We start from the raw sequence: 24,759 nt of genomic DNA, 5'->3' as shown, positions 1-24,759 counted from the left end.
GTCAACTGCCGAACCTGTGAGGTCAGGCCTGCTCGGCGTCCGCGGCCGGCGCCTCGGCGGCGGGGGCGTCAGCGGCGGGCGCCTCGGCGGCCGGAGCCTCGGCGGCGTCCTCGGCCGGCTTGTCCTCGGCCTTGGGGGCCTCGGCGTCGTCGGCCTTCTTCTCGCCCTCGAGCAGGTCGCGCTCCCACTCGGCGAGCGGCTCGCCGGCGGCCTTCTCGCCCGGCTTCGAGTCACCGGTGGCGACACCGGAACGGGAGATGAGGCCCTCGGCGACGGCGTCGGCGATCACCCGGGTGAGCAGCGTGACGGAGCGGATCGCGTCGTCGTTGCCGGGGATCTTGTAGTCGACCTCGTCGGGGTCGCAGTTGGTGTCGAGGATGGCGACGACCGGGATGTTGAGCTTCCGGGCCTCACCGACCGCGATGTGCTCCTTCTTGGTGTCCACGATCCAGACGGCGCTGGGCACCTTGGACATCTCGCGGATACCACCGAGGGTCTTCTCCAGCTTGGCCTTCTCGCGCGAGAGCACGAGAAGCTCCTTCTTGGTGAGACCGGAGGCGGCGACGTCCTCGAAGTCGATCTGCTCGAGCTCCTTGAGGCGCTGCAGACGCTTGTAGACGGTCGAGAAGTTGGTGAGCATGCCGCCCAGCCAGCGCTGGTTGACGTAGGGCATGCCGACGCGGGTGGCCTGCTCGGCGATGGCCTCCTGCGCCTGCTTCTTCGTGCCGACGAACATGACCGTGCCGCCGTGGGCGACGGTCTCCTTGACGAACTCGTAGGCGCGGTCGATGTACGACAGCGACTGGAGCAGGTCGATGATGTAGATGCCGTTGCGCTCCGTGAAGATGAAGCGCTTCATCTTCGGGTTCCAACGACGGGTCTGGTGACCGAAGTGGACGCCGCTTTCCAGCAGCTCCCGCATCGTGACGACGGCCATGGCCGTTCTCCTTGAGATTCTCGGTTGTGCCGCGTGTGCCGGACGGCACTCGCGCCTGACGCCCGCTGTGCGCCTTGCCACTAGGGACCGAGGGGCGCTGACACCGGCTTGTGATGGCCTGATGTCGGGGCGTGCGAAGTCGACCCGGTGACCCGGATCGCCAAAGGAAGTGTACGGGACCCGCGGGGCCCCGGGTGACGCCGCTGCCCGTGACCTGGCGACGGAGCCGCACGACGCCGTGACCCCCATCGGGCGGCGCCCATCCCCGAAAGGGTGACGCCACTGTCCACAACCGGCCGGTGGTCCACAGATCCGGTCCATGATCCCCACGGGCCGCCGGGACGCGGGACCGTTCTCGCATGCGCCTGGAACTGCTGCTGACGACGCTGGCCGCGCTGCTGGCGACCGCCCTGCCCCCGCCGCCGAGCCCGCCACCGGCCCCGCCCGGGACGCTCCCGGTGACTCGGCCGGTGGCCACGACGTGGCCGGTGGCCGCCCGCGGGGGCGCCCACCCGGCGGTCGTACGGGCCTGGGAGCCGCCCTTAACCGCGTACGGCAGGGGCCACCGGGGCGTGGACCTGGCGGCGTCCCCCGGCGATCCGGTCCGCGCGGTGGCGCCCGGCCGGATCTCGTTCGCGGGGCGGGTGGCGGGCCGGGGCGTGGTCTCGGTGGAGCTGGACGGCACCGGGGACCCTCCGCTGCGCACGACGTACGAGCCGGTGCGGGCCACGCTGAAGAAGGGCGCCCAGGTCACCGCCGGCGAACGGGTCGGCGTCCTGGAGCTGCCGAGGAGCCACTGCCCCCGCAGCTGCCTCCACTGGGGGCTGCTCAGGGGCGCTGCCTACCTGGACCCGCTGACGCTGCTGCCGCCCCGGCTGCGGCACCTGGGCCCGTCCCGCCTGCTCCCGCCGCACGGCCCGCCGAACCCACCGCACGACCCGGCCCCGGCGTGGTGGGGCCTCAGCCCCGAACGCCGCGCAGCGCCATGGACACCGCCGCCTCGGTGATCTCCCCGGGATCCTCCGCGGCCCCCAGCTCGATCCGACGCACGGCCGCGTCCACGATGCCCTGAAGGAGCATCGCCGCCATCCGGGGCTGCGTGTGCCCCAGCTGTTCCAGCGCCTCCACGACCATCGCGATGAGCCCACCATGGGCGGCGCGGATCTTCTCCCGGGCGCCGGCGTCCAGCTCACTGGCGGAGATGGCCACCACGGCCCGGTGCCGCCGGTCCCCGACCAGGGAGAGCTGCCGCCGGACATACGCCTCGACCTTGTCCTCGGCCGCTGCCGCCCGCTCCATGGCCGCCGACACCTCGGCCGCCCAGACGGGGAAGTCGACCTCGCACAGCTCTTCGACGACGGCCGCCCGCGACCGGAAGTACTCGTAGACGGACGACCGGGCGAGCCCGGTGCGCTCGGCGAGGGCGGGGAAGGTCAACGCCTCGGTCCCGCCTTCGGACAGCAGGGACCGCGCGGCGTCCAGCAGGGCGCCGCGCTGCATCGACCGATGCTCGGCCACAGAGGCCGCTCGAATCCTTGGCACGGCTCCACTTTACGGACGGGACGCCCCGCAGGGGAGTCACCGCCGGGCGCGCACCCGTCGGACGGGACGGCGCGGCTCGCCCCGGTACACGGCGTCAGCGGCCGAAACTGGCCAGTTTCGCGCGCAGCTGGAGCACCGACTTGGTGTGGATCTGACTCACCCGGCTCTCGGTCACCCCGAGCACGTTGCCGATCTCGGCGAGGGTGAGCCCTTCGTAGTAGTAGAGCGTCACGACGGTCTTCTCGCGCTCGGGCAGCGTGTTGATCGCCCTCGCCAGCAGCCTGCGCAGCTCCCGGTCCTCGGCGACCTCGACGGGGTTGTCGGCCGCGTGGTCCTCGAGCGTGTCCATCAGGCTGAGCCGGTCGCCGCCGTCGCCGCCGACGTGCAGCAGCTCTTCGAGGGCCACCACGTTCGCCAGGGACAACTGGCTGAAAACCGCGTGCAGTTCCTCCAGGGCGATGCCCATCTCCGCGGCGACCTCGCCCTCCGACGGCGTCCGGCGCAGCTGCGCCTCCAGGGTGGCGTAGGCACGCTCGACGTTGCGCGCCTTCTGCCGCACGGAGCGCGGGATCCAGTCCAGCGCCCGCAGCTCGTCGATCATCGCCCCGCGGATGCGCGTGATCGCGTACGTCTCGAACTTGATCTCCCGCTCGATGTCGAACTTCTCGATCGCGTCGATCAGCCCGAACACCCCGGAGGAGACGAAGTCCGCCTGCTCCACATTGGGCGGCAGCCCCACGCTCACCCGGCCCGCGACGTACTTCACCAGCGGCGAGTAGTGCAGGATCAGCTGCTCGCGCAGCCGCCCGTCCCCGGTCTCCTTGTACGAGCGCCACAACTCGTCCAGCGACGAGGGAGCGGGAGGCCGCTCCCGCTCGCCGCTACGGGCGGCGGGCGGAACCGCCGCCCGGTCGGACCCTGAGGTGTGCTGGGGCATTCGTCGCCTTGAGCCGTTCTGCCGTGAACTGGTGAGGTCGCGGGGGTGGATGAGGTCGTGTCGAGTCGCGTCGAAGGGGAGGAACCCATAAGTCGACGAAGTCGCGCGAGGCGGCCGCTTCACCGGTGCCGCCCGCGCCCGTCCGAGGGGGAGCTTGCATGGAATGGATGAGGTTGTCCGTCTGGTTGCCTGTCCGCGTCTGAATCCTTTGTGAGCGTAGCGTGACTGAAGCGTCGCAGTGAGCGAAGACTAGGGGATCGCGCGGGCGCAGATACGTTCCGCTGGGTGCTCCCGGGGCGCGGGCCGGTCGCCCTGCGTGACGGTGCCGACGTATCAACTGCGCGATTTCCCAAGGCTGTCGGGCGTCATCCGTCCGGCGGAACACGCTCGGTCACGATTCACCTCCAGAGGCGAAGACCGACACGAACGCCTGGCGTGTCAACTGCCAGCCATCGCCGTGTCGTTCGACGAACCCCAACGACTGAAGTTCGTACAGGCGCCCTACCGCGTCGTCCGGGGTCGTCCCGGCGCCCGTCGCGGCCTCCTGAGCCGTCACCCGCCCGCGCGCGGGCAGCGCGGCCAGGACGCGGGCCGCCCCCGGGGCGAGCAGGTCGCGCGGCAGGACGGGCCCGCGCCGCTGGGGGGCCAGGTCACCCATGTCGCCGACCAGCTCGACCACTTCCGCGGCGTCGGTCACCAGGACGCCGTCACCCCGCAGCAGTTCGTGCACACCGGCGGAGAGGCCGCTGGTGGCGGGCCCCGGCACCCCCATGGTGAAGCGCCCCAACTCCTGGGCACCCCGGGCCGTGGCGAGCGCCCCGCTGCGGTAGGCCGCCTCCACCACGACCGTCCCCCGCGTCAGCGCGGCGATCACCCTGTTCCGCTGGATGAACCGGCTCGGCGTCGGATGGTCGCCCGGCGGCAACTCACCCAACACCAGTCCCTGTTCCGCGATCCGGCCGATCAGTTCGGCGTGCCCCCGGGGGTAGGGCCGGTCCACCCCGCAGGCCAGCACGGCCACGGTGGCCCCGCCCGCGCCGAGCGCCCCGCGATGTGCGGCGCCGTCCACGCCGTACGCCCCGCCCGAGACCACCACCCAGCCCCGCTCCGCCAGGCCCGCCGCGATCCCGGCCGCCATGTGCGCGCCGTACTCCGTGCAGGCCCGGGCGCCGACGACGGCCACCGAACGCAGGGCCCAGATCCGCAAGGACGGCCGCCCCCGCACCCACAGGCCGATCGGCCGCGCCACCCCGAGGTCGTCGAGCGGGGAGGGCCACTCCGTGTCCCCCGGGCACACGAAGCGCGCCCCGACGTCCCGTGCCGCCTGGAGATCACGCTCCGGTCGTGCTCCGGCGGCCCGCGCACGCAGCCCCTCCCACCGCCGCACGCTGACGCCGGGAAGCCGCTTCCCCTCTCCGCCGAGTCGGCGCAGCACCTCGACGGCACCGGCCTCCCACAGCCACCGGCCCCCGATCTCGTCCCCCGGTTCGAGCACCCGCGTCAGGGCGACCCTGGCCAGGCGCTCTTCGTCCCCCGGCGGTCCGGCGGTCACTGCGCGGCCCCGATCGTCATGGGCACGCCGCGCGAGATCCCGGTGCGCAGTTGGAGTGCCAGGGCGACGTCCGGTGCGCGGGGCCGGTCGTGCCCGGCCAGGTCGGCGACGGTCCAGGCGACCCGCAGGACGCGGTCGAGGCCGCGGGCGGTCAGGAAGCCGCGCTCCAGGTCCGACTCGGCCGTCTCAAGAGCGCCCGGGGCGGCGGGCCATCGGGTGCGCAGCGCGTGGCCGGGTACTTCGCTGTTGGTCCGCCAGCCGGTGTCGGCGAGTCTGGCCGCCGCCCTTTCACGCGCCTCGCGCACCCGGTCGGCGACGGAGCGGGTGGACTCCCCGCGCGTGCCGTATCCGCTCAGTTCCGAGCGGGTGACGGGCTCCACCTCGACCTTGAGGTCGACCCGGTCGAGCAGCGGCCCCGACAGCCGGCCCTGGTAGCGCCGCACCACGGACGCCGGGCACTCGCAGCCGCCACCGGGCTGCAGGTGCCTCCCGCACGGGCAGGGGTTGGCCGCAAGCACCATCAGGAACCGCGCGGGCAGCCGCACCACGCCCGCGCTGCGGGCGATCACCACATGGCCGGACTCGAGGGGCTGCCGCAGGGAGTCCAGCGTCTGGCCGCTGAACTCGGGCGCCTCGTCCAGAAAGAGCACGCCCCGGTGAGCGAGCGAGACCGCTCCGGGTCTGGCCAGCCCCTTGCCGCCGCCCACCAGCGACTGCATCGTCGCGGAGTGGTGCGGCGCGCAGTACGGGGCGACGTCGACCAGCGGCTTGCCCGGTGGGAGCATGCCCGCCACCGAGTGGACCGCCGTCACCTCCAGGGACTCCTCCCGGGTCAGCCGGGGCAGGATCGCCGGCAGTCGCTCCGCGAGCATCGTCTTGCCCGCACCCGGTGGTCCTTGCAGGAAGAGGTGGTGGGCCCCGGCCGCGGCCACTTCCACGGCGGTCCGCGCCGACGCCTGGCCCACCACGTCCGCGAGGTCAAGCGCGTGGGCGTCGTCCGTCGCGCCGCCGAGACCCGCGCCCAGGCCGCTGCCCGGCACGCAGAGCCCGGCGAGCATCGCGTCGGGCCGGCCCGTCTCGTCCGGCTCCTCCTGCGGCACCGGCTCGTCGGTGAGCACCGCGATGAGCTGGCGCAGGCTGCGCACGCCGAGGACCGAGACGCCCGGGACCAGCGCGGCCTCCGCCGCCGTGCACTCCGGGACGACCACCTGTTCGTACCCCGCGTCCGCCGCCGCCAGGACCGCGGGCAGCACGCCCCGGACCGGGCGGACCCGTCCGTCGAGCCCCAGTTCGCCGATCATCACGATGTCGGCGAGCACGCGGGGGTCGATGCGCTCGGCCGCCCCGAGGACCGCGCAGGCGACGGCGAGATCGAAGCCGCTGCCGCCTTTGGGGACCGAGGCCGGGCTGAGTCCGACCGTGAGCTTCTTCTGGGGCCACTCCCCGCCCGAGTTGACCACGGCCGCCCTGACCCGGTCGCGGCTCTCCGTCAGGCTCTTGTCGGGCAGGCCCACCAGCGTGAACGCCGCCACGCCCGGTTCCAGATCGGCCTGCACCTCGACCACGACGCCTTCGACGCCGACCAGCGCCACCGAGCACGTACGCGCGAAGCCCATCTAGGCCACCCCCCGCGCGTGCTCGACGACGGGGGCCCCGCGCCGCGGGATCAGCACGCCGACCAGGTCGATGCGGACGCCTCCCGGGGGTGGGCCGCCGCGCTCCTCGATCCAGCGCTCGGCCAGGCGCCGCAGCCGCTCCGCCTTGCTCTGGCCCACGGCCGCCATCGGGTGCTCGAAGAGCGCCGTGCCGACCAGGCCCGCCCTGCGCGTCTTGACCTCGCAGACGACGAGCGCCTCGCCGTCCATGGCCACGATGTCGATCTCACCGGTCCTGCCCGCGCGCCAATTGCGCTCCAGGACCGTCATCCCCGCCTCGACCAGCCGCCGGGCGGCCAGGTCCTCGCCGTACTTGCCGAGTGCTCCCCGTGCGTTCATGTCGGCACCACCTCCGACACCCACGGTCCCGGTCCCGTGCGCACCTGTTGGATCTTGGTGCACTACTCGCCGGTTGTGGACAACTCCGCCACCCCGGCGAGTGAACCGGTCAGCTGCCCGGCAGCTCCAGGTCGCTCTTGTTCAGCTCCTCGATGTTCACGTCCTTGAACGTGAGCACCCGCACCTGCTTCACGAACCGAGCCGGGCGGTACATGTCCCACACCCAGGCGTCAGCCATGGACACCTCAAAGAAAACCTCGCCCTGAACCGAGTGCACCTGCATCTCGTAGTCATTGGTGAGGTAGAAGCGCCGCTCGGTCTCGATCACGTATTTGAACAGACCGACGACATCGCGGTACTCCCGGTAGAGCTTCAGCTCCATCTCGGTCTCGTACTTCTCGAGGTCCTCGGCGCTCATGGCATGTTCCCCTTCAGCCGTGCGTCCCCCTATTGTGCGTCAGCCCCGCGAACCCCTACACGATTTCCGTGGCGAGGATCTCGGGCCGGTCCGGGGGCCCCTCGTCGAGCAGTCTGCGAAACAGCTCGGCGAGCCTGGTCGGGTACACCGTCTCACGAGCCCCGGTCAGTTCCCGGCACGTCCACCAACGTGCTCCGGCGACACTGCGGCGTTCCAGCTCCGTCAGCCCCTCGGCGACGGTCGCCGTCTGCGACGTACGCGCCAGGTAGTACCACTCGTCCTGGTCCCAGCGGCGCCCGGCGAAGGGGAAGGAGCACACCCGCCGCCACAGCACCGGGCCCAGCTCGACCTCCGTGATGCCGGTCTCCTCGCGCAGCTCGCGCAGGGCGGCCTCTTCCCGCGTCTCGTCGCCCTCCAGGCCGCCGCCCGGCGTGAACCACCAGTCGTCCGCGGGGTCGCCGGGCTCGTGGCCGTGCAGCAGCAGGACGCGGTCGTCGGGGTCGAGCAGCACCACCCGGGCGACCTTGCGCAGCGGCCGTTCCGTAAGCGGGCGCACGCTCTCCTCGGACCCGGCCACGGCGTCCTCAGGCGGCACCGACGGCCTCCTTGGTGCGGCTTCTGCCGCGTCCGCGGCCCAGCCGCCTGGCCACCGGGCCGTACGCGGCGCCGCCCAGAACCAGCGCCATGCCCACCACGATCGCCGTCCCGACCAGGCGCAGCGGTCCGGGCTCCGAGAGGCCGCCCGGCATGTCCGCGAAGCCCGCGGGGCGCTCCAGCATGCCGAACCTGTCCATCGGCCAGGCCACCGCGTCGACCCGCGCCTTCACCGCGCCGCGCGGCACCGTGCCGTTCTCCCCGTCGTCCAGGTGCACGCTGGAATCCAGCGAGCCGCCGCGCTCGTCACCGAGCAGGAACAGGCGCCCCTTCGGCACCGTCGTGGTGGGTATGCCGGTGACCGCGGCGCTCTGCCCCTTGGGGAGATACGGTTCTGCGACGTCCTCGCCGTTGACGGTCAGCTTGCCGGCCTTGCAGCAGGCGACCTTGTCGCCGCCCACGCCGACCACCCGCTTGACCATCGGCAGGTCGCCCCAGGTCGACTGCTCGAAGACCACGACGTCGCCGCGGCGCACGTCGTCGCCGGCTATCCGCTGCGCGAGCACCCGGTCGCCCGCGTCGATCGTCGGGGACATGGAACCGGTGGGCACCGTGTACGGCTGGTAGAGGACCGCTCCCCAGGCGAAGCCGCCGAGGAAGAGCACACAGCCGAGGGCCACGGCGACACCCGACAGCACGCTGCCGAGCCTGCCCTGGCCCTCGTCCGTACGACGTGTCGTGCTCATTGCGGTGCTCCCCCGTCTCGGAGACGACCTCGCCGCCCGTGGCCACGGGCGGCGGAAGATCGGCGATCTGGGACGGCACCCTACCCGGCGGTACTGCCGCCAGAAACCCTCGCGTCACGCGCCGCGGCGACCGTGAGCCGACGCCGGCGCCACAGCACGAGCGGCACGGCGCCCGCGAGGCCGAGCACACCGGGTGCCGCGCTCGACAGCGCGTTGATGCCCGGCTGGTCGAACGTGTCCGGCTTGGGCAGCGTCGCCCAGCGGGTGGGCGGCCAGGCGACCACGATGGCGCGGCCCACGACGTTGTCCACGGGGACGGCGCCGCCGCCGGGCTGGTTCTGGTGGTAGCGGGAGTCCAGGGAGTTCTGCCGGTGGTCGCCCATGACCCAGATTTTGCCGGGCGGAACGGTCTTCTTGAACTGGCCGCCCTGGTCGTCCACGGTGCACGGGGTGTTGCCGGGGAAGATGTACGGCTCGTTCAACGCCTTGCCGTTGACCTTCACCGGGCCGGTGCCCTTGCACTCCACGGTGTCGCCCGCGACGGCGATGACGCGCTTGATGAGGTCCTTCTCGTCGGCGGACGGCATCAGGCCGATCCAGCCGAGGACCCGCTGGGCCGCGTTCGGGTCGGGCGTGGGCTCGCCGTCCAGCCAGTGGCCCGGGTCCCTGAAGACCACGACCTCGCCGCGCTCGGGCTCGGAGCCGAACCACGGTGTCAGCTTGTCCACGAGGACGCGGTCGCCCTGCTGCAGCGTGTTCTGCATCGAGTCGGAGGGGATGGAGAACGCCTGGACCAGGAAGGACTTGATCACCAGGGCCAGGACCAGCGCGATGCCGATGAGGAGCGGCAGCTCCTTCCAGAAGGAGCGCTGCTTCTTGGGCCGTCCGGCCGGCCCGCTCTTCGTGTCACCGCCCGGCGTGTCACCGCCCGGCGTGGCGCCGCCCATTCCGGCGTCACCCGCGCCGCCGCCGTGCGCGGCGGGGCCCTGTACGGCATCGCCGTCCGCGCCGTCACTCCCGGGGTTCGTACCGCCCGCGGCGGCCTCGGCGCCCGGCTCGTCGGATCGCCCCGGTCGCTTGTCGGGCCCCTCGTGTCCGGATCGTGCGCCGACCGCCAAATCCCCCACATCCACTCCTCAGTCCGTACCGCTGCCTGCCCCAGATGTGATGCAGGCCCACCACTCCCATAACGAGCGGGAGTTCCGCAGGGGTCGGGAGCCGGATCAATCCATGTCGATCGCCGGGGGCCACCCTATGCGACGCTCCTGTGAAGGCGTCCGATGCGGTACGCGCGTCGGCTACGGAGGCGTAGGTGTCCGGCTCCTCCAGTCTGCGCCAGTGCCCGAGGGGCCAGGCGATGACGAGCGCGCGGCCGACGACCTGGTCCTCGGAGACGGTGCCGCCGAACTTCTCGGTGCGGTGAAAGCGGGAGTCGGCCGAGTTGCTGCGGTGGTCGCCCATCATGAACAGGCGCCCCTCGGGGACCTTCACCTCGAACGCGAAGGCCGAGGGCTTGTCGCCGGGGTGGATGTAGGGCTCGTCGAGCGGCACGCCGTTGACGGTGACCTTGTCGTTCTTGTCGCAGCACTTCACGGTGTCGCCGCCGACACCGATCACCCGCTTGATCAGGTCCCGCTCGCTGTCGGACGGCAACAGGCCGATCTGGGTGAGGCCTTCCTTGACCTGTTTGACGACCACCGGGTCGTCCTTCTTCTTGCCCTGTTCCTCTTCGAGCCAGTTGCCGGGGTCCTTGAAGACGACGACGTCGCCGCGTTCCGGCCGGGCCCCGAACCAGGGGGTGAGCTTGTCCACGAGGACGCGGTCCCCGATCCGGATCGTCTGCTCCATGGAGCCGGAGGGGATCACGAAGGCCTGGACGAGGAAGGTCTTCAGGACGAGGGCTATCAGCAGGGCCACTCCGATGAGGAGGGGTATCTCCCTGATCGCCGAGCGCCGTCGGCGCCGCTTGACCTTCCTCGCGAGCTTGCGCCGCTCCGCCCGGCCCGGCAGCGTGGGGCCGCTGGTCGGCCGGGAGCCGGTGGGCAGCCGGGTGTCGGCCCCGCCGTCCGCGGCGCGTGCCCGCCCGCGGTTACCCATGCGCCCGGCCGGGTTCGGGCACGCGCGCGAAACTGTCGGGCCGCTTCAGGGAGGTCCAGTGGCCGAACGGCCAGGCGATCCAGTCGGCGCGGCCGATGACCTCGTCGACGGGGATCATGCCGCCGCCGGGCTCTCCCAGGTGGTCGCGGGAGTCACGCGATGCGCTGCGGTGGTCGCCGAGCAGGAAGAGGCTGTCCTCGGGGACGACGACCTCGAAGGGCACCTGGGAGGGCGTGTCGCCCGGGTAGAGGTACGGCTCGTCGACCGGCTCACCGTTCACCGTGATCCTCCCCCGCTCGCAGCAGACCACCCGGTCGCCTCCCGTGCCCACGACCCGCTTGATGTAGTCGGCGTCCCCGAAGTACCCGCTGCCGTCGAAGACGACCGCGTCACCCCGCCGCGGCTCGGAACCGAAACGGTACGCCAACTTGTTGACGAGCACCCGGTCCCCGACCCGGAACGCGGGCTCCATGGAGCCGCTCGGGATCTGGAAGGGCTGCACCACGAAGGCGCTGACCAGGAGCATGGCCGCCGCGCACAGCAGGAACGTCAGGGTGTAGGCACCGCCCGGCAGCCGGGAGAGCAGCGACATGAAAACGGAGCGCGACCGCCCCTCCGTGTCCTCGGATGCCTCGGTGACGTGCGGGACGTCTCCGGGGTCGGAGGGTGGGGAGGAGCGGTCGCGCTCCGTGTGCTGTGCTTCGGTGTCCATCGGGGCCAGATGCTATCCGGCCCGGCCGTGGACGCGCGCGGAAGCTCAGTTGTCGCGCTTCTCCTTGATCTTCGCGGCCTTGCCGCGCAGGTCACGGAGGTAGTAGAGCTTCGCGCGACGCACGTCACCGCGGGTGACGAGCTCGATCTTCTCGACGATCGGGGTGTGCACCGGGAAGGTGCGCTCGACGCCGACGGAGAAGGAGACCTTGCGGACCGTGAAGGTCTCGCGCACGCCGGCGCCCTGGCGACGGATGACTACGCCCTTGAACTGCTGCACACGGGAGCGGTTGCCCTCGATGACGCGCACGTGGACGTTGACGGTGTCACCCGGGCGGAACGCCGGGATGTCGGTGCGCAGCGAAGCGCTGTCGAGGGAGTCGAGCAGGTTGGCCATGATCGTCTGCTTTCTTCACTGATGCCACAGGTCATCAGCGGAACGTGGTGATGAGGATTCGGTAGCTGATCGCGTCGGGCGAGCGTCTTTCCCCCTGTGGCAGGGGCGCACGCTGGACGTACAGCAGCGGCCTATTCTTCCACGGCCTCGGGGTCCGGCCCAAATCGGCCGTCCGGCCCCGGCCGCCACCCCAGGATCGAGAGCATCTCGCGGTCCTTCTTGTCGAAGGCCCGGGGGTCGCAGCGTTCGATCAGGTCGGGCCGGTTGCGGGTGGTGCGCCGCAGGGCCTCGTCCCGCCGCCAGCGCGCGATCTTGCCGTGGTGGCCGCTGAGCAGGACCTCGGGGATGCCGTGGCCGCGCCACTCGGGGGGCTTGGTGTAGACGGGGCCTTCGAGGAGGTTGGCCATGGCGCCGGGCGCGAAGGAGTCGTCGCGGTGGGACTCGGCGTTGCCGAGGACGCCGGGCAGCAGCCTGGCCACCGCCTCGGTGACGACCAGGACGGCCGCTTCCCCGCCCGCGAGCACGTAGTCCCCGATGGACACCTCGTAGACGGGCACGCGGGTGGCGTACTCGTCCATGACGCGCCGGTCGATGCCCTCGTAGCGCGCGGGCGTGAAGACCAGCCAGGGGCGCTCGGAGAGCTCGACGGCCAGCTCCTGGGTGAAGGGGCGGCCGCTGGGCGTGGGGACGACGAGGACGGGCCCGTGGGCGCCGGCCTCGTAGCCCTCGGCGAGCACGTCGTCCAGGGCCGCACCCCAGGGCTCGGTCTTCATGACCATGCCGGGGCCGCCGCCGTAGGGGGTGTCGTCGACCGTGTTGTGCCGGTCGTACGTCCACTGCCTGAGGTCGTGGACGTTGACGTCGAGCTGGCCGCGCGCGCGGGCCTTGCCGACCAGGGAGACGTTCAGGGGGTCCAGGTACTCGGGGAAGATCGTGACGACGTCGAGCCGCATTACGCCTCGTCCTTCGAGGCCGGACCCTGATCCTGGCCCTGGTCCTGGTCCTGGCCCTGGCCCTGCTGCTGGTCCTCGGCGTCCCGGGCGGAGGCGATCTCCGCGCGGTCGTCGATGAGACCCGGGGGCGGGTCGATGACCGCGCGCTGCTCCTCCAGGTCGATCTCGGTGACGATGTCCCCGACGAAGGGGATCATGACCTCGCTGCCGTCGGGCCGCTCGACGATGAACAGGTCCTGCGAGGGCAGGTGGGAGATCTCGGTGATCCGGCCGATCTCCTCGCCGTCCGTGGTGACCACGTCGAGGTCCATCAGCTGGTGGTCGTAGTACTCGTCCTCCTCCTCGGGCAGCTCCTCGGGGTCCACCTCGGCGATCAGGAGCGTGTTGCGCAGCGCCTCGGCGCCCGTGCGGTCGCGCACGCCCTCGAAGCGCAGCAGGAGGCGGCCGCTGTGCACCCGGCCGGTCTCGATGGTCAGCGGGCCGACGGAGGCGGGGTCCGTGGCCAGGACGGCGCCCGGGCCGAGCCGCAGCTCCGGCTCGTCGGTGCGGACCTCGACGGTGACCTCACCCTTGATGCCGTGGGCACGGCCGATGCGGGCGACTACCAACTGCACTGCGTTTCTCCTCGTTCAACGACTACGGGCCGGGGAAGGCCCTGGAGCCTTCCCCGGCCCGAGCCGGTGCTGCTGTGGTTCTCGCGAACCCGGTTCAGCGAACCTGGTCCACGTCGACGAGGTCGACGCGGACACCGCGGCCGCCGATGGCGCCCACGACGGTCCGCAGGGCGCGCGCGGTGCGGCCGTTGCGGCCGATCACCTTGCCGAGGTCGTCCGGGTGGACCCGGACCTCGAGGACGCGTCCACGGCGCAGGTCACGCGAGGCGACCTGCACGTCGTCGGGGTTGTCGACGATGCCCTTCACGAGGTGCTCGAGAGCCTCCTCGAGCATGCTCAGGCCTCGGTCGACTCAGCGGCGGAAGCCGACGAGGACGCCTCGGCCTCATCCGCCTTCTTGTCCGACTTCTTGGCCTTCTGGGTGATGGCCTCGCCCTTGGCGTCGTCGCCCTCGAAGCCCTTGGTGAAGGCTTCGAACGCGGCGCGCTTGTCCTTGGGCTCGGCGACGAGCAGCGGCGCCGGGGCCGGCAGGCCCTTGTGCTTCTGCCAGTCACCGGTGAGCTTCAGGATGGCCATGACCGGCTCGGTCGGCTGGGCGCCGACGGACAGCCAGTACTGGGCACGCTCCGAGTCGACCTCGATGCGCGAGGGGTTCTGCACCGGGTGGTACAGGCCGATCTCCTCGATGGCCCGGCCGTCACGGCGGGTACGGGAGTCGGCGACGACGATGCGGTAGTGAGGCGAACGGATCTTGCCCAGACGCTTCAGCTTGATCTTGACTGCCACGGAAGTGGTGTCTCCTGGTCTTGACGTGGGTGGGCACGACGATGATGCCGCGTGGGGTTGCGGTACTCGAGTGCCCGATGGACGCGTCAGCCGGAGGAGAGAGGGGTCCTGTGCGACTGTCGAGTACAGCTAGCCATTGTGCCATACGTGGCCGGGGCCCCCGCACCCCGGCCGGGCACCCCGGCCCTGCTCAGCCCACGCCCGCACCGATCGCCTCCGGAATCCGGAAGGGCTTGCCGCAGCCGCCGCACATGATGGGCGCCTGGGCGAGGACGGAGGGCACCACGCGGACGTTGCGCCCGCAGTCGCAGACGGCCTTCACACGCACGCCGCCTCCGGAGGAGCCGTGCCGGGCGGCCGGGCCGCGGAAGCTGCGCGCGGTGTCCGCGGTCGTCGCGGCGGTGTGCGCCTTCAGGGCGCGCTGGAGCCGCTCGATCGTCGGGCGGTAGCGCTTCTTGGCGTCGGGGTTGAGCGTGACCAGGGAGAAGCCGCTGCTCGGGTGCGGTTCCTCGGGGTGGTCGAGGCCCAGCTCCTCGGCGATCGCGAGGAACCGGCGGTTGTGATAGCGGCCGGCGCGTGAGGTGTCGCGTACGCCGCGCGAGGCGGCGATGCCATGGACTGCCTCATGAAGCAGTCGCTCGAAGGAGAGCTCGGCGCCACACGCGGACGACGACTCTCCGATCAGGGATTCGGGCGCGGCAAGATCGGGCAGCTCGGGGTGGTGCCGCTGAATGTCGGCCCACGCCTGTGCCAGCTCTGCGGCGAGAACAGGTGGTGTCGTGCTCACGTCGTGACAACGAGCTGAGTGCCCCCGGGGTTCCATTCCGGGGCATCCCAAATAATTTGCACGTACCCGTCAGTTGCCATTGATGCGTCCGGACGAGGGCGGGTGCGCTGATCTGCGGAGAAGCCTCACAGCTCGCATCAAGCCGGTACGTAGCGGCGCGTACGACCCGGCGCGTAGGGAGAGCCCTCACGCCGGGGTTTCCGCTCGCCGCCGGCCGGGCCTTCTCCTCGCCTCCGGGCCGGGGCTTCCCTCGCCTCCGGCCGGGGCTTCTCACGCCTGCGCGGGCGTATGAGCCGACGTTACCCGGGGTCTCGTCGGCGCCCGACACCGCCCCGCCGCCCGCGGGCCGGGCGCCGGGGCCCGCAAGCATTGGCCCACAACCCCTGGACGCCACGACGGATGCGGAGTTCCCTGGCATACGGGGGAAGGCGGGCGCACAGCACGGGGGCGGACGAACCGTTGATCACCGGCACGGCCATGACTCTCGGCGGATTGGGGCGCTTTCGATGACACCAACACTCGTGCAGTCGCACCTCCCTCACGCGGGCTCGGCGCCCCGCGTGGACCGCGGTGCACGCGCGCGTGACTGGGCGGAGATCCAGGAACGGATGCTGGTCCCGCTCTACGAAGCGGTGTACGAACGGCTCGACGTGGGCGACCGCACCCGGCTGCTCGGCCTCGGCTGCGGATCGGGGCTCGCCCTGGTGATGGCGGCGTCACGGGGCGCCGCGGTCACGGGGGTCGATCCCTCGGCACCCGAACGGCTGGCCCTGGCCCGGGCCAGGCTGCTGCCGGACGCCGCGTACCCGGCGGGCGGGCCCGGCACCGCGCGGCTCGTCGAGGGCGGCCCCGCGGACGCGGCGGGGCTCGGCGTACCCGCGTACAACCTGGTCACCGCGTTCCAGCCGATCGGCTGCCTGGCGGGTGACTCCGAAGGGCTCTCCGGCCTCCTGGAGGCTGCGACTCCGCTCGCCGGGCGGGGCATCCCGGTGGTGCTCGCCGGGTGGGGCCCTCCGGAGCGGTGTGCCACGTCCGCGGTCATGCGGGTGGCGACCAAGCTGGCCGATCCCCTGCGGGCCGCCGGCAGTTGGCGCCCCGCGGCGCGGGACGACCTGGAGGAGGTCGCGCACCGGGCGGGGCTCAGGCCGGACGGGTCGGGGCGCGTCGCGTGCCCCTTCGGCTACGCGGACGTGGAGAGCGCGGTCCGAGGGCTGCTGTCGACGGGCCTGTTCGACGCGGCGGTGGGCGCGACGGACAAGGCGCAGGTCGACAAGGAGCTGACGGAGGCACTGCATCCGCATCGGCGCGGGGACGGCACGGTGTGGATGCCGAACGTCTTCCGGTACCTGATCGCGCGCACGCCCTAGAGGCGCCTGGTCGCGGGCATGCCCCAGAGGTGCCTGGTCGCGGGCATGCCCTAGAGGCGCCTGGTCTAGAGGTGCGGGGGTGGCGTGCGCGGGATGCCTGCCACCCGGTACGCCTCGGCCTCCTCCAGGGTCTCGTTCTCCAGGAGGGCGGCGGCGAGCGCGTCCAGCCGGTCGCGGTGCTCCCGCAGCAGGCGGCAGGCGTTCTCGTAGCACTCGTCGACGATCCGCCGCATCTCGCCGTCGATCACGTCCAGCGTCCGGGGCGCGGCCGAGAGTCCGTACGCCTGCTGGGCGTCGCTCGGCAGGGCGGACAGGCGGCCGACCAGTTCGCTCATGCCCCAGCGGCCGACCATGCCGCGGGCGATGGTGGTGACCTGCTCCAGGTCGTTCTCGGCGCCGGTGGTGATGACTCCGTAGACGACGTGTTCGGCGGCCATGCCGCCGAGGGCGCCGATGATCCGGCCCCGGAGGTACTCCTCCGTGTACGCGTATTTGTCGGAGTCCGGGGTGGACAGCGTGACGCCCAGGGCGCGGCCGCGCGGCACGATGGTGATCTTGCGGACCGGGTCGGCGCCGGGTTGCAGCATGCCGAGCAGGGCGTGGCCGCTCTCGTGGTACGCGGTGCGCCGACGCTCGTCCTCCGGCATGACCAGCGGCCGCTCGGCACCGAGCTGGACCTTCTCCATCGCCTCGGAGAGGTCGGACTGGGTGACCGTCTTCTGCTTGCGCTTGACGGCGAGGAGGGCCGCTTCATTGGCGAGGTTGGCGAGTTCGGCGCCGGTCATGCCCGGTGTCGTACGGGCGACTTGGGCGAGGTCGACGTCGGCGGCGAGCGGGATGGCCCGGGTGTGGATCTCCAGGATGGCCTCGCGGCCGCCCCGGTCCGGGGGCGAGACGGTGACGACGCGGTCGAAGCGGCCCGGCCGGGTCAGGGCGGGGTCCAGGACGTCGGCGCGGTTGGTGGCGGCGAGGACGATGACGCCTTCCGCGCCCGAGAAGCCGTCCATCTCGGTGAGGATCTGGTTCAGGGTCTGCTCGCGCTCGTCATGGCCGCCCATGCCGCTGCCGCCGCCCCGCGCGCGTCCGATGGTGTCGATCTCGTCGATGAAGATGATCGACGGCGCGACCTTGCGGGCCTCGGCGAAGAGTTCCCGTACGCGTGAGGCGCCCACGCCGACGATCATCTCGATGAACTCCGAGGCGGAGGCGGAGAAGAAGGGCACGCCCGCCTCGCCCGCGACGGCGCGCGCGAGGAGCGTCTTGCCGGTGCCGGGCGGGCCCGAGAGCAGCACGCCCCGGGGCATCTTGGCGCCCATGGCGCGGTAGGCGTCGGGGTTCTTGAGGAAGTCGACGACGTCGTTCAGCTCGCCCTCGACCTCGTCGATCCCCGCCACGTCCGCGAAGGTGGTCCGCTTCGCCCCGGCTTCCAGCTCGACCGGTTTGGGCGGCGTCTTGCGGCCCAGCATGCCGCCGCCCCCGCCCAGGCCCGAGGCCATCCGCCGCGCGATGAGGAGCCACAGCGCCACGAGGAGCAGCATCGGGGCGAGCGAGATCAGCAGGTTGGACAGGAAGCTGCGTTCCTGGACGACGGGTTCGGCGGTGACGGTGACGTCGTGCTTGGTCAGGTCGTCCCAGAGCTTGTCGTCGGCGAAGGCGGGGCGCTGGGTGGTGAACTTGGTGTACTTCCCCTTGGCGTCGCCCGGCTTGTCCCGCTCCTTCTTGAGCTGCCCCTGGATCGCGTCGCCCTTGGAGTAGATCTTCGAGACGTTGCCGGCGTCGACCTGCTTGCTGAACTCGGTGTACGAGATGGTCGGCTCGTCGCCGTCGTTGAAGAAGGACAGCACGAGGTTGGCGATGAGGTAGACGACCAGAGCCGTCAGGATCAGCCCGCCCCAGCCGCCCGGCATCTTCTTCTTCGGCGGTGGCGTCGGGTCGGGCGCGGGTGCGCCCTCGGAGCGCCACGGCCGGTCGGGCGCCTGGCGCGGCGGCACAGGGTTGCTCATATGCGGACGCTACGACACAAAGCAGGCGGCGGCACCTGCTCCGGACCCCGCTGCCCGCCCGCGGAAAACACCTGGGGCGCCCCTCTTCGAAGGGACGCCCCGGATGTCGTACGGCAAGGTGCCCGGCACGCAATCGTGGTGCCGGAACGGGCGGAGTCAGCCCATGAACTTCTTGAACTCGTCGGGCAGCTCGAAGTTCTGTGGGGCCTGCCCGCCCGGGAGGCCGAAGGCGCCGCCTTCCTGGCCGGCCTGCTCGCGGCGCGTGGCCGCCTCCAGCTCCTCCTGCTTGCGCTTCATCGGGTTGCCGGAGCGCCGCTTGCCCTTGGCCTGCTTCTGCTTCTTCTTCTGCTTGCCGGCGCCGCCGCCCATGCCCGGGATCCCCGGCATGCCCGGCATACCGCCGCCCTGGGCCATGCGCGACATCATCTTGCGCGCCTCGAAGAACCGCTCGACGAGGCCCTTCACCGCGCTGACCTCGACACCGGAGCCCTTGGCGATACGGGCGCGCCGGGAGCCGTTGATGATCGTGGGCTCCTGACGCTCGGCGGGCGTCATGGACTTGATGATGGCGGCCGTGCGGTCGACGTCCCGCTCGTCGATGTTGGCGATCTGCTCCTTGATCTGCCCCATGCCGGGCATCATGCCGAGCAGCTTGCTGATGCTGCCCATCTTCCTGACCTGCTCCATCTGGGCCAGGAAGTCGTCCAGCGTGAAGTCCTTGCCCTTGCTGCTCGCCAGCTTGGAGGCCATCTTCTCGGCCTCTTGCTGGGAGAAGGTCTGCTCGGCCTTCTCGATGAGCGTGAGCATGTCGCCCATGCCGAGGATGCGGGACGCCATGCGGTCCGGGTGGAACGCGTCGAAGTCGTCCAGCTTCTCGCCGTTGGAGGCGAACATGATCTGGCGGCCGGTGACCTGCGCGATGGAGAGCGCGGCACCACCGCGGGCGTCACCGTCGAGCTTGGAGAGCACCACGCCGTCGAAGCCGACGCCGTCGCGGAAGGCCTCGGCGGTGTTGACCGCGTCCTGACCGATCATGGCGTCGACGACGAAGAGGACCTCGTCGGGGCTGACGGCATCGCGGATGTCCGCGGCCTGCCGCATCAGCTCCTGGTCGATGCCGAGACGGCCGGCGGTGTCGACGATGACCACGTCGTACTGCTTGGTCTTGGCGAACTCGATGGAGTCCTTGGCGACCTGGACCGGGTCGCCCACGCCGTTGCCCGGCTGCGGGGCGTAGACGCCGACGCCGGCGCGCTCGGCGACGACGCTCAGCTGGTTGACGGCGTTGGGGCGCTGGAGGTCGCAGGCGACCAGGAGCGGGGAGTGGCCCTGCCCCTTCAGCCAGAGGCCGAGCTTTCCGGCGAGGGTCGTCTTACCGGCGCCCTGGAGACCCGCGAGCATGATGACGGTCGGCCCGGTCTTCGCGAAGCGCAGACGCCGGGTCTCGCCGCCGAGGATGCCGATGAGCTCCTCGTTGACGATCTTGATGACCTGCTGGGCGGGGTTCAGCGCCTGGGAGACCTCGGAGCCGGCCGCGCGCTCCTTGATCTGCTTGATGAAGGCGCGGACGACGGGCAGGGCCACGTCCGCTTCGAGCAGGGCGATGCGGATCTCGCGCGCCGTGGCGTCGATGTCCGCCTCGGACAGGCGGCCCTTGCCCCGGAGGTTCTTGAATGTCGCTGCGAGGCGGTCGGAGAGAGTATCGAACACGGCGGTCGCGAATCCTCGTAGTTGGGGGCGGGCTGACAGGTCGCCTTCCAGAGTATCTGGCGTGCGGCGGTGTCCGGGGCTCCGGGCGGTTCTTCTCCGGGCGGCCCGGACCCGCCCCGTCGTCCCGCGCCCCCTGCCTCACCCGCGTCACATGCCGGCCCGCCGGCTCACCCCGCCTCGCGCAGCGCCCCCTCGACCCCTCGGGCCACTTCGGCCGCCCGCGGGGAGGACAGCGGTCCGCCGTCCTCCCCCGTCACGTAGAAGGCGTCCACCGCGTTCGCCCCCAGGGTCGAGGCGTGGGCGCTGCGCACCCTGACCCCGGCCGCCTCCAGCGCCCGCCCGATGCGGTGCAGCAGGCCCGGCGCGTCCTGGGCCCGGACCTCGATGACCGTCGCGAGGCGTGAGCCGGCCGACGCCACCGTCACGCGCGGCGGTGGGGCCGCGCGGCCGCGCCGCCTGGGGTAGGCCGCGTCCCGTTCCCGCAGCCGCCCCGCGATGTCCAGCGACCCGTCCAGCGCCCGCACCAGGTCGGCCCGCAGCCGCGCGGCCTGCGGCAAGGATCCGTACTCCGCCGCCACCCGCCAGTCGAGCAGCAGCACCGAGCCCCCGGCGCCCTCGATCCCGGACGGCAGCGCGACCTCCCGCAGCTCCGCCGTGCGCACGGTGAGCCGGTGCACCGCCAGCACCCCGGCCACCGCGGACAGCACCCCGGGTTGCTCCGGTACGGCGATGAGCAGCTCGACCCCGAGCGGTTGGGGCCCCTCCGAGGGGCCCTCCGAATGGGCCTCGGAGGGGGCCTCCGCAGACCCCGCCGAGGGCTCGGCCTCCCCCTCCGTCCGCGCCCGCAGCGCGAGGACCGGCCCGCCCGTGCGGAACGCCTCCACCGCGAGCCGCTCCTGCTCGGCCGTGGGCGCCGCCCCTTCCGGGGCGGCTTCACTCGGCTCGTCCCCGGAGAGCACCGCCGTGACCCGCTTCACCAGGTCGGCGACGAGGGCACCCCGCCACGCCGACCAGGCGGCCGGACCGGTGGCGAGCGCGTCCGCCTCGGTCAGGGCGTGCAGCAGCTCCAGGGTGCCGACCGTCCCGACGGCCTCGGCGACCCCCCGTACCGTCGCCGGGTCGTCCAGGTCGCGCCGCGTGGCGGTCTCGACGAGCAGCAGGTGGTGCCGTACGAGGCGGGCGACGACGGCCCCATCGGCGGCGTCGAAGCCGACCCTGGCCGCGACATCGCGGGCGATGACCTCGCCGGCCGTGGAGTGGTCCCCCGGCCAGCCCTTCCCGATGTCGTGCAGGAGCGCGGCCACCAGGAGCAGGTCGGGCCGCCCGACCCGGCGGGTCAGCTCGGCGGCCCGGACCGCCGTCTCCACCAGGTGCCGGTCGACCGTCCACGTGTGGACGGCGTTGCGCTGCGGCCGGCACCGCACCCGCTCCCAGTCGGGCAGCAGCCGGGTGATCAGGCCCTCCGCCTCCAGCGCCTCCCAGACCTCGACGGTCGGCCGCCCCGCGCCGAGCAGCGTCACCAGCTGCTCGCGCGCCTCGGCCGGCCACGGCGTGGGCAGGGGCCGTACGGAGGCGGCGAGGCGCCGCACGGCGTGCAGGGAGAGCGGGAGTCCGGCCTGGGCGGCGGCCGCGGCGGCGCGCAGCGGCAGGACGGGGTCCCGTTCGGGCCGGGCGGTGCGGGCGAGCACGGCCTCGCCGTCGTGCTCCACGACCCCCTCGGCCAGCGGCGTCCGCTCGGCGGGCGCCGCTCGGCCGCCCAGCATGGCGCGCAGCCTCGGCCGCACGGACCGGGCCCGCAGCACGCGCCCGACCTCGCGCCAGGTGACGTCGCTGGCGTAGGAGACGACGCGGGCGGACTCGTACACCTGGCGCAGCAGGATGTCGGCGTCCAGCAGGCCGAGCGCGTCGGCGACCTGGTCCTGCTCCTGGAGGGCGAGCCGGTCGGTGGCCCGGCCGGTGGCGAGGTGCAGCGCGTCGCGCACGTCGAGCAGGCGCCGGCGGGCGTCGGCGAGGCCCTCGCGCGGCGCGTCCGCGAGCCAGGAGGCGGCGACGGCCCGCAGCGCGGTGACGTCGCGCAGCCCGCCCCGCGCCTCCTTCAGGTCGGGTTCGAGGAGATGGCCCAATTCGCCGTGCCGTTCGGCCCGTTCCTCGCACAGTTCGCGCAGTTCGGGCAGCCGTTTGGGGGCCTGGTTGCGCCAGTCGGCGAGGACGGCGGTGCGCAGCCCCGCGGTGAGCCCGAGGTCGCCCGCGACGTGCCGCGCGTCGAGGAGGCCGAGGTGCGCCTTGAGGTCCTCGCCGGCGGTCTTGCGGGCCTGGGCCGGCGTGCGCACGGAGTGGTCGAGGGCGAGGCCGAGGTCCCAGACGGGATACCAGAGGCGGTCGGCGAGGGCCGCCACGTCGGCGGCGGCCGCGCTCCCGTCGTGCAGCAGGAGCAGGTCGAGGTCGCTGCGCGGCGACAGTTCGCCGCGGCCGTATCCGCCCACCGCGACGAGTGCCACGCCGCGCGGCATCAGCCGGGCGCCGGCCTGGAAGAGCCCGGCGAGCCAGTCGTCGGTGAGCCCGGACAGGGCGGCACGGCGCGGCGGCCCGGACCGCGACTCCTCCTGGAGGAGCCGCAGCCGGGCCGCCGCGTAGCCGCTGGGTCCGGAGTCTTCCGCTTCCGTCTCGGTTCGTACGTCCACACTCGTCACCCAGCAGCTCCCGTTCAGTGCCGTTCAGTCCCGGTCCGCCCCGGTCGGTCCCGCCCCGTTGCGCTCACCTCCGGCCGCGTGTCACAGCGCGTCGGGGCCGCGCTCCCCCGTGCGCACCCGGATGGCCGTGTCGACCGGGACGCTCCAGACCTTGCCGTCGCCGATCTTCCCGGTGCGGGCGGCCTTGACCACGACCTCAAGGACCTGATCGGCGTCGTCGTCCTCGACGAGTACCTCGATACGGATCTTCGGCACGAGGTCCACCGTGTACTCGGCGCCCCGGTAGACCTCGGTGTGTCCGCGCTGGCGTCCGTACCCGCTGGCCTCGGTGACCGTCAGGCCCTGGACGCCGAAGGCCTGCAGCGCCTCCTTGATCTCGTCGAGCCGGTGCGGTTTGACGACCGCCGTGATGAGCTTCATGCGTCCACCTTCTTGTTCCGCTGAACCTGGGTGCCGGCCACGACCGGGCCGGGGAGCGCCGTCGTACGCGGGGCGGTGCCGCCGCCCGCGCCGCTGAAGTCGTAGGCGGTCTCGGCGTGTTCGATCTGGTCGATGCCCGCGACCTCGTCATCCTCGCCGACCCGCATGCCGATCGTCTTGTCGATCAGGAGGGCGAGCACCGCCGAGGCGACAAAGGAGTACGCGAGGACGGCGCCGACGCCGGCGAGCTGCTTCCCCAGCTGCTCCAGGCCGCCGCCGTAGAACAGGCCCCGCGCCTTCGACTGCCCGCCGCCGGTGGCGAAGAACCCGACGAGGAGGGAGCCGGCGATCCCGCCGACCAGGTGGACCCCGACGACGTCGAGCGAGTCGTCGAAGTCGAACCGGTACTTGAGGCCGACGGCCATAGCGCACAGCAGACCGGCGATCGCGCCGATGGCGATGGCGCCGAGCGGCGAGCAGGAGCCGCCGGCCGGGGTGATGGCGACGAGGCCGGCGACCGCGCCGGAGGCCGCGCCGAGCGTGGTGAAGGCGCCGTGGCGGATCTTCTCGTAGGTGAGCCAGGCGAGCATGGCCGCGGCGGTGGCGACCTGCGTGTTGACGAACATGAGCGCGCCGACGCCGTCGTCGTTGCCGAGCCAGGAGCCGGCGTTGAAGCCGAACCAGCCGAACCACAGCAGGGCCGCGCCGAGCATCACGAGCGGCAGGGAGTGGGGTCGCATCGGGTCCTTCTTGAAGCCGACGCGCTTGCCGATGACGAGGATCACGCCGAGCGCCGCGGCACCGGCGTTGATGTGCACGGCCGTGCCGCCCGCGAAGTCGATGACGCCCATCTCGAAGGCCCAGCCGCCGGTGCCCCACACCCAGTGCGCGACGGGGAAGTACACGACCGTCACCCACAGGGCGACGAACAGCGCCCAGGCGGTGAACTTCACGCGGTCCGCGAGGGCGCCGCTGATCAGCGCGGGCGTGATGACGGCGAACATCAGCTGGAAGACGGCGAAGACGTAGACCGGGATGGTGTAGCCGTCCCAGAGCTGGTTGATGCCGAGGCCGCTGAGCCCGACGTAGTCGCCCTCCCAGCCGAAGAGGCTGCCGTGGTCGGTGCCGAACGCGACGGAGAAGCCGTACAGCACCCAGAGGATGGTGACGATCCCCAGGCTGATGAAGCTCATCATCAGCATGTTCAGCGTGCTCTTGACGCGGACCATGCCTCCGTAGAAGAAGGCCAGTCCCGGTGTCATGAGCATCACCAGGGCGGAACAGATGAGCATGAACCCGGTGTTCGCGGCAGACAGCTCGGGGGCGTCTGCGGCGATCGTGATGCCTGGGGGCATCGGCGTCTCCTCGTCGTATGCGGCCCGTGCGGGCGAAGCCTGTGCGGTACCGAGGGGGCCCGTGCTCCTGGGGAGGTCGGGGCTGTGGGCCGGTTATGCGCCAAGAGATTGGCGCAGCGCGGTTTCGGCGGGCGCCCCTCGATGTTTCA

General features: G+C 72.2%; 25 protein-coding genes. 2 read left to right on the top strand and 23 right to left on the bottom strand.

Annotated elements, in window-relative coordinates; genetic code table 11:
• Positions 1-22 precede the first annotated feature (22 nt).
• Complete coding sequence (rpsB, locus tag ACZ516_RS30250) at positions 23-937, bottom strand: 30S ribosomal protein S2 (RefSeq protein ID WP_358579106.1); 915 nt, start codon at positions 935-937, stop codon at positions 23-25.
• A 359-nt stretch (positions 938-1,296) separates the two neighbouring features.
• Between rpsB and ACZ516_RS30245 the strand changes: the two genes are divergently transcribed.
• Positions 1,297-1,944 carry a murein hydrolase activator EnvC family protein gene (locus ACZ516_RS30245; RefSeq protein WP_469012712.1) on the top strand — a complete coding sequence of 216 codons (648 nt, stop codon included), beginning with the start codon at positions 1,297-1,299 and terminating at the stop codon, positions 1,942-1,944.
• On the opposite strand, the gene ACZ516_RS30240 is transcribed toward ACZ516_RS30245, so the two are convergent.
• The 17 genes from ACZ516_RS30240 to ACZ516_RS30160 form a co-directional block, all read right to left on the bottom strand.
• Entirely contained in the window at positions 1,898-2,455 is a 558-nt protein-coding gene (locus tag ACZ516_RS30240) for a TetR/AcrR family transcriptional regulator (protein ID WP_361083277.1), read from the bottom strand. The genes ACZ516_RS30245 and ACZ516_RS30240 overlap by 47 nt on opposite strands.
• Before the next feature lie 118 nt (positions 2,456-2,573).
• On the bottom strand, positions 2,574-3,416 hold the full coding sequence (gene whiG / locus ACZ516_RS30235; RefSeq protein ID WP_358579099.1) for an RNA polymerase sigma factor WhiG: 843 nt from the start codon (positions 3,414-3,416) through the stop codon (positions 2,574-2,576).
• Between the two features lie 391 nt (positions 3,417-3,807).
• A complete protein-coding gene (dprA, locus tag ACZ516_RS30230) occupies positions 3,808-4,968 on the bottom strand; it encodes a DNA-processing protein DprA (RefSeq protein WP_469012708.1) in 1,161 nt (386 codons plus the stop codon).
• Positions 4,965-6,584, bottom strand: a complete 1,620-nt coding sequence (locus tag ACZ516_RS30225; protein ID WP_469012707.1) for a YifB family Mg chelatase-like AAA ATPase — start codon at positions 6,582-6,584, stop codon at positions 4,965-4,967. The genes dprA and ACZ516_RS30225 overlap by 4 nt, the downstream gene beginning before the upstream one ends.
• Positions 6,585-6,962, bottom strand: coding sequence for a YraN family protein (locus ACZ516_RS30220; protein ID WP_358579089.1), 378 nt, complete (start codon positions 6,960-6,962; stop codon positions 6,585-6,587).
• Between the two features lie 109 nt (positions 6,963-7,071).
• Positions 7,072-7,380, bottom strand: a complete 309-nt coding sequence (locus tag ACZ516_RS30215) for a DUF2469 domain-containing protein (RefSeq protein ID WP_005311352.1) — start codon at positions 7,378-7,380, stop codon at positions 7,072-7,074.
• Positions 7,381-7,435: 55 nt separating this feature from the next.
• Positions 7,436-7,957, bottom strand: a complete 522-nt coding sequence (locus tag ACZ516_RS30210; RefSeq protein ID WP_361083432.1) for an NUDIX hydrolase — start codon at positions 7,955-7,957, stop codon at positions 7,436-7,438.
• 7 nt (positions 7,958-7,964) lie between these two features.
• Positions 7,965-8,720, bottom strand: a complete 756-nt coding sequence (gene lepB, locus ACZ516_RS30205) for a signal peptidase I (RefSeq protein ID WP_358912439.1) — start codon at positions 8,718-8,720, stop codon at positions 7,965-7,967.
• 80 nt (positions 8,721-8,800) lie between these two features.
• The gene (lepB, locus tag ACZ516_RS30200; RefSeq protein WP_469012704.1) at positions 8,801-9,847 is read right to left on the bottom strand and encodes a signal peptidase I; all 1,047 of its coding nucleotides are present in this window, start codon (positions 9,845-9,847) and stop codon (positions 8,801-8,803) included.
• Positions 9,732-10,817: a signal peptidase I gene (gene lepB, locus ACZ516_RS30195; RefSeq protein ID WP_469012703.1), complete on the bottom strand. Its 1,086-nt coding sequence runs from the start codon at positions 10,815-10,817 to the stop codon at positions 9,732-9,734. Before lepB (ACZ516_RS30195) ends, lepB (ACZ516_RS30200) begins: the two co-directional genes overlap by 116 nt.
• Positions 10,810-11,529, bottom strand: a complete 720-nt coding sequence (lepB, locus tag ACZ516_RS30190) for a signal peptidase I (protein WP_469012701.1) — start codon at positions 11,527-11,529, stop codon at positions 10,810-10,812. Before lepB (ACZ516_RS30190) ends, lepB (ACZ516_RS30195) begins: the two co-directional genes overlap by 8 nt.
• Positions 11,530-11,574: 45 nt before the next feature.
• Positions 11,575-11,925, bottom strand: coding sequence for a 50S ribosomal protein L19 (gene rplS / locus ACZ516_RS30185; protein WP_358590344.1), 351 nt, complete (start codon positions 11,923-11,925; stop codon positions 11,575-11,577).
• A gap of 131 nt (positions 11,926-12,056) precedes the next feature.
• Positions 12,057-12,878: a tRNA (guanosine(37)-N1)-methyltransferase TrmD gene (gene trmD, locus ACZ516_RS30180; protein ID WP_358912442.1), complete on the bottom strand. Its 822-nt coding sequence runs from the start codon at positions 12,876-12,878 to the stop codon at positions 12,057-12,059.
• On the bottom strand, positions 12,878-13,492 hold the full coding sequence (rimM, locus tag ACZ516_RS30175) for a ribosome maturation factor RimM (protein ID WP_469012699.1): 615 nt from the start codon (positions 13,490-13,492) through the stop codon (positions 12,878-12,880). The genes trmD and rimM overlap by 1 nt, the downstream gene beginning before the upstream one ends.
• A 94-nt stretch (positions 13,493-13,586) precedes the next feature.
• The gene (locus ACZ516_RS30170; protein WP_033321114.1) at positions 13,587-13,826 is read right to left on the bottom strand and encodes an RNA-binding protein; all 240 of its coding nucleotides are present in this window, start codon (positions 13,824-13,826) and stop codon (positions 13,587-13,589) included.
• Between the two features lie 2 nt (positions 13,827-13,828).
• Entirely contained in the window at positions 13,829-14,278 is a 450-nt protein-coding gene (gene rpsP / locus ACZ516_RS30165) for a 30S ribosomal protein S16 (RefSeq protein ID WP_358590351.1), read from the bottom strand.
• A gap of 190 nt (positions 14,279-14,468) precedes the next feature.
• On the bottom strand, positions 14,469-15,065 hold the full coding sequence (locus tag ACZ516_RS30160; RefSeq protein WP_358590353.1) for a hypothetical protein: 597 nt from the start codon (positions 15,063-15,065) through the stop codon (positions 14,469-14,471).
• 506 nt (positions 15,066-15,571) lie between these two features.
• Here ACZ516_RS30160 and ACZ516_RS30155 point away from each other — a divergent pair.
• On the top strand, positions 15,572-16,432 hold the full coding sequence (locus ACZ516_RS30155; RefSeq protein WP_361083257.1) for an SAM-dependent methyltransferase: 861 nt from the start codon (positions 15,572-15,574) through the stop codon (positions 16,430-16,432).
• A 65-nt stretch (positions 16,433-16,497) separates the two neighbouring features.
• Here the strand turns inward: ACZ516_RS30155 and ftsH are convergent, their stop codons facing one another.
• From ftsH to ACZ516_RS30130, 5 genes are all read right to left on the bottom strand, one after another.
• Entirely contained in the window at positions 16,498-18,435 is a 1,938-nt protein-coding gene (ftsH, locus tag ACZ516_RS30150) for an ATP-dependent zinc metalloprotease FtsH (protein WP_361083255.1), read from the bottom strand.
• A gap of 156 nt (positions 18,436-18,591) precedes the next feature.
• A complete protein-coding gene (ffh, locus tag ACZ516_RS30145; RefSeq protein WP_358590429.1) occupies positions 18,592-20,145 on the bottom strand; it encodes a signal recognition particle protein in 1,554 nt (517 codons plus the stop codon).
• 167 nt (positions 20,146-20,312) lie between these two features.
• Positions 20,313-22,835 carry a [protein-PII] uridylyltransferase gene (locus ACZ516_RS30140; RefSeq protein WP_469012696.1) on the bottom strand — a complete coding sequence of 841 codons (2,523 nt, stop codon included), beginning with the start codon at positions 22,833-22,835 and terminating at the stop codon, positions 20,313-20,315.
• An 81-nt stretch (positions 22,836-22,916) separates the two neighbouring features.
• The gene (locus ACZ516_RS30135) at positions 22,917-23,255 is read right to left on the bottom strand and encodes a P-II family nitrogen regulator (protein ID WP_358589193.1); all 339 of its coding nucleotides are present in this window, start codon (positions 23,253-23,255) and stop codon (positions 22,917-22,919) included.
• Complete coding sequence (locus ACZ516_RS30130) at positions 23,252-24,610, bottom strand: ammonium transporter (protein ID WP_469012694.1); 1,359 nt, start codon at positions 24,608-24,610, stop codon at positions 23,252-23,254. Before ACZ516_RS30130 ends, ACZ516_RS30135 begins: the two co-directional genes overlap by 4 nt.
• Positions 24,611-24,759 lie beyond the last annotated feature (149 nt).

The organism is Streptomyces sp. NPDC034037 (genome assembly GCF_055575715.1).
Note: the sequence above shows the minus strand (reverse complement) of the source record. Positions and strands in the feature narration are given on the sequence as shown.

Excerpts from the sequence above, each read along its gene's own strand:
- lepB (WP_469012703.1), bottom strand. The coding sequence starts at position 10,817 with ATGGGTAACCGCGGGCGGGCACGCGCCGCGGACGGCGGGGCCGACACC.
- rpsB (WP_358579106.1), bottom strand. The coding sequence starts at position 937 with ATGGCCGTCGTCACGATGCGGGAGCTGCTGGAAAGCGGCGTCCACTTC.
- rplS (WP_358590344.1), bottom strand. The coding sequence starts at position 11,925 with ATGGCCAACCTGCTCGACTCCCTCGACAGCGCTTCGCTGCGCACCGAC.
- ACZ516_RS30170 (WP_033321114.1), bottom strand. The coding sequence starts at position 13,826 with ATGCTCGAGGAGGCTCTCGAGCACCTCGTGAAGGGCATCGTCGACAAC.
- ACZ516_RS30225 (WP_469012707.1), bottom strand. The coding sequence starts at position 6,584 with ATGGGCTTCGCGCGTACGTGCTCGGTGGCGCTGGTCGGCGTCGAAGGC.
- lepB (WP_469012701.1), bottom strand. The coding sequence starts at position 11,529 with ATGGACACCGAAGCACAGCACACGGAGCGCGACCGCTCCTCCCCACCC.
- lepB (WP_358912439.1), bottom strand. The coding sequence starts at position 8,720 with ATGAGCACGACACGTCGTACGGACGAGGGCCAGGGCAGGCTCGGCAGC.
- ACZ516_RS30135 (WP_358589193.1), bottom strand. The coding sequence starts at position 23,255 with ATGAAGCTCATCACGGCGGTCGTCAAACCGCACCGGCTCGACGAGATC.
- ACZ516_RS30245 (WP_469012712.1), top strand. The coding sequence starts at position 1,297 with ATGCGCCTGGAACTGCTGCTGACGACGCTGGCCGCGCTGCTGGCGACC.
- trmD (WP_358912442.1), bottom strand. The coding sequence starts at position 12,878 with ATGCGGCTCGACGTCGTCACGATCTTCCCCGAGTACCTGGACCCCCTG.
- ACZ516_RS30220 (WP_358579089.1), bottom strand. The coding sequence starts at position 6,962 with ATGAACGCACGGGGAGCACTCGGCAAGTACGGCGAGGACCTGGCCGCC.
- ACZ516_RS30215 (WP_005311352.1), bottom strand. The coding sequence starts at position 7,380 with ATGAGCGCCGAGGACCTCGAGAAGTACGAGACCGAGATGGAGCTGAAG.
- ftsH (WP_361083255.1), bottom strand. The coding sequence starts at position 18,435 with ATGAGCAACCCTGTGCCGCCGCGCCAGGCGCCCGACCGGCCGTGGCGC.
- whiG (WP_358579099.1), bottom strand. The coding sequence starts at position 3,416 with ATGCCCCAGCACACCTCAGGGTCCGACCGGGCGGCGGTTCCGCCCGCC.
- ACZ516_RS30155 (WP_361083257.1), top strand. The coding sequence starts at position 15,572 with ATGACACCAACACTCGTGCAGTCGCACCTCCCTCACGCGGGCTCGGCG.
- ACZ516_RS30130 (WP_469012694.1), bottom strand. The coding sequence starts at position 24,610 with ATGCCCCCAGGCATCACGATCGCCGCAGACGCCCCCGAGCTGTCTGCC.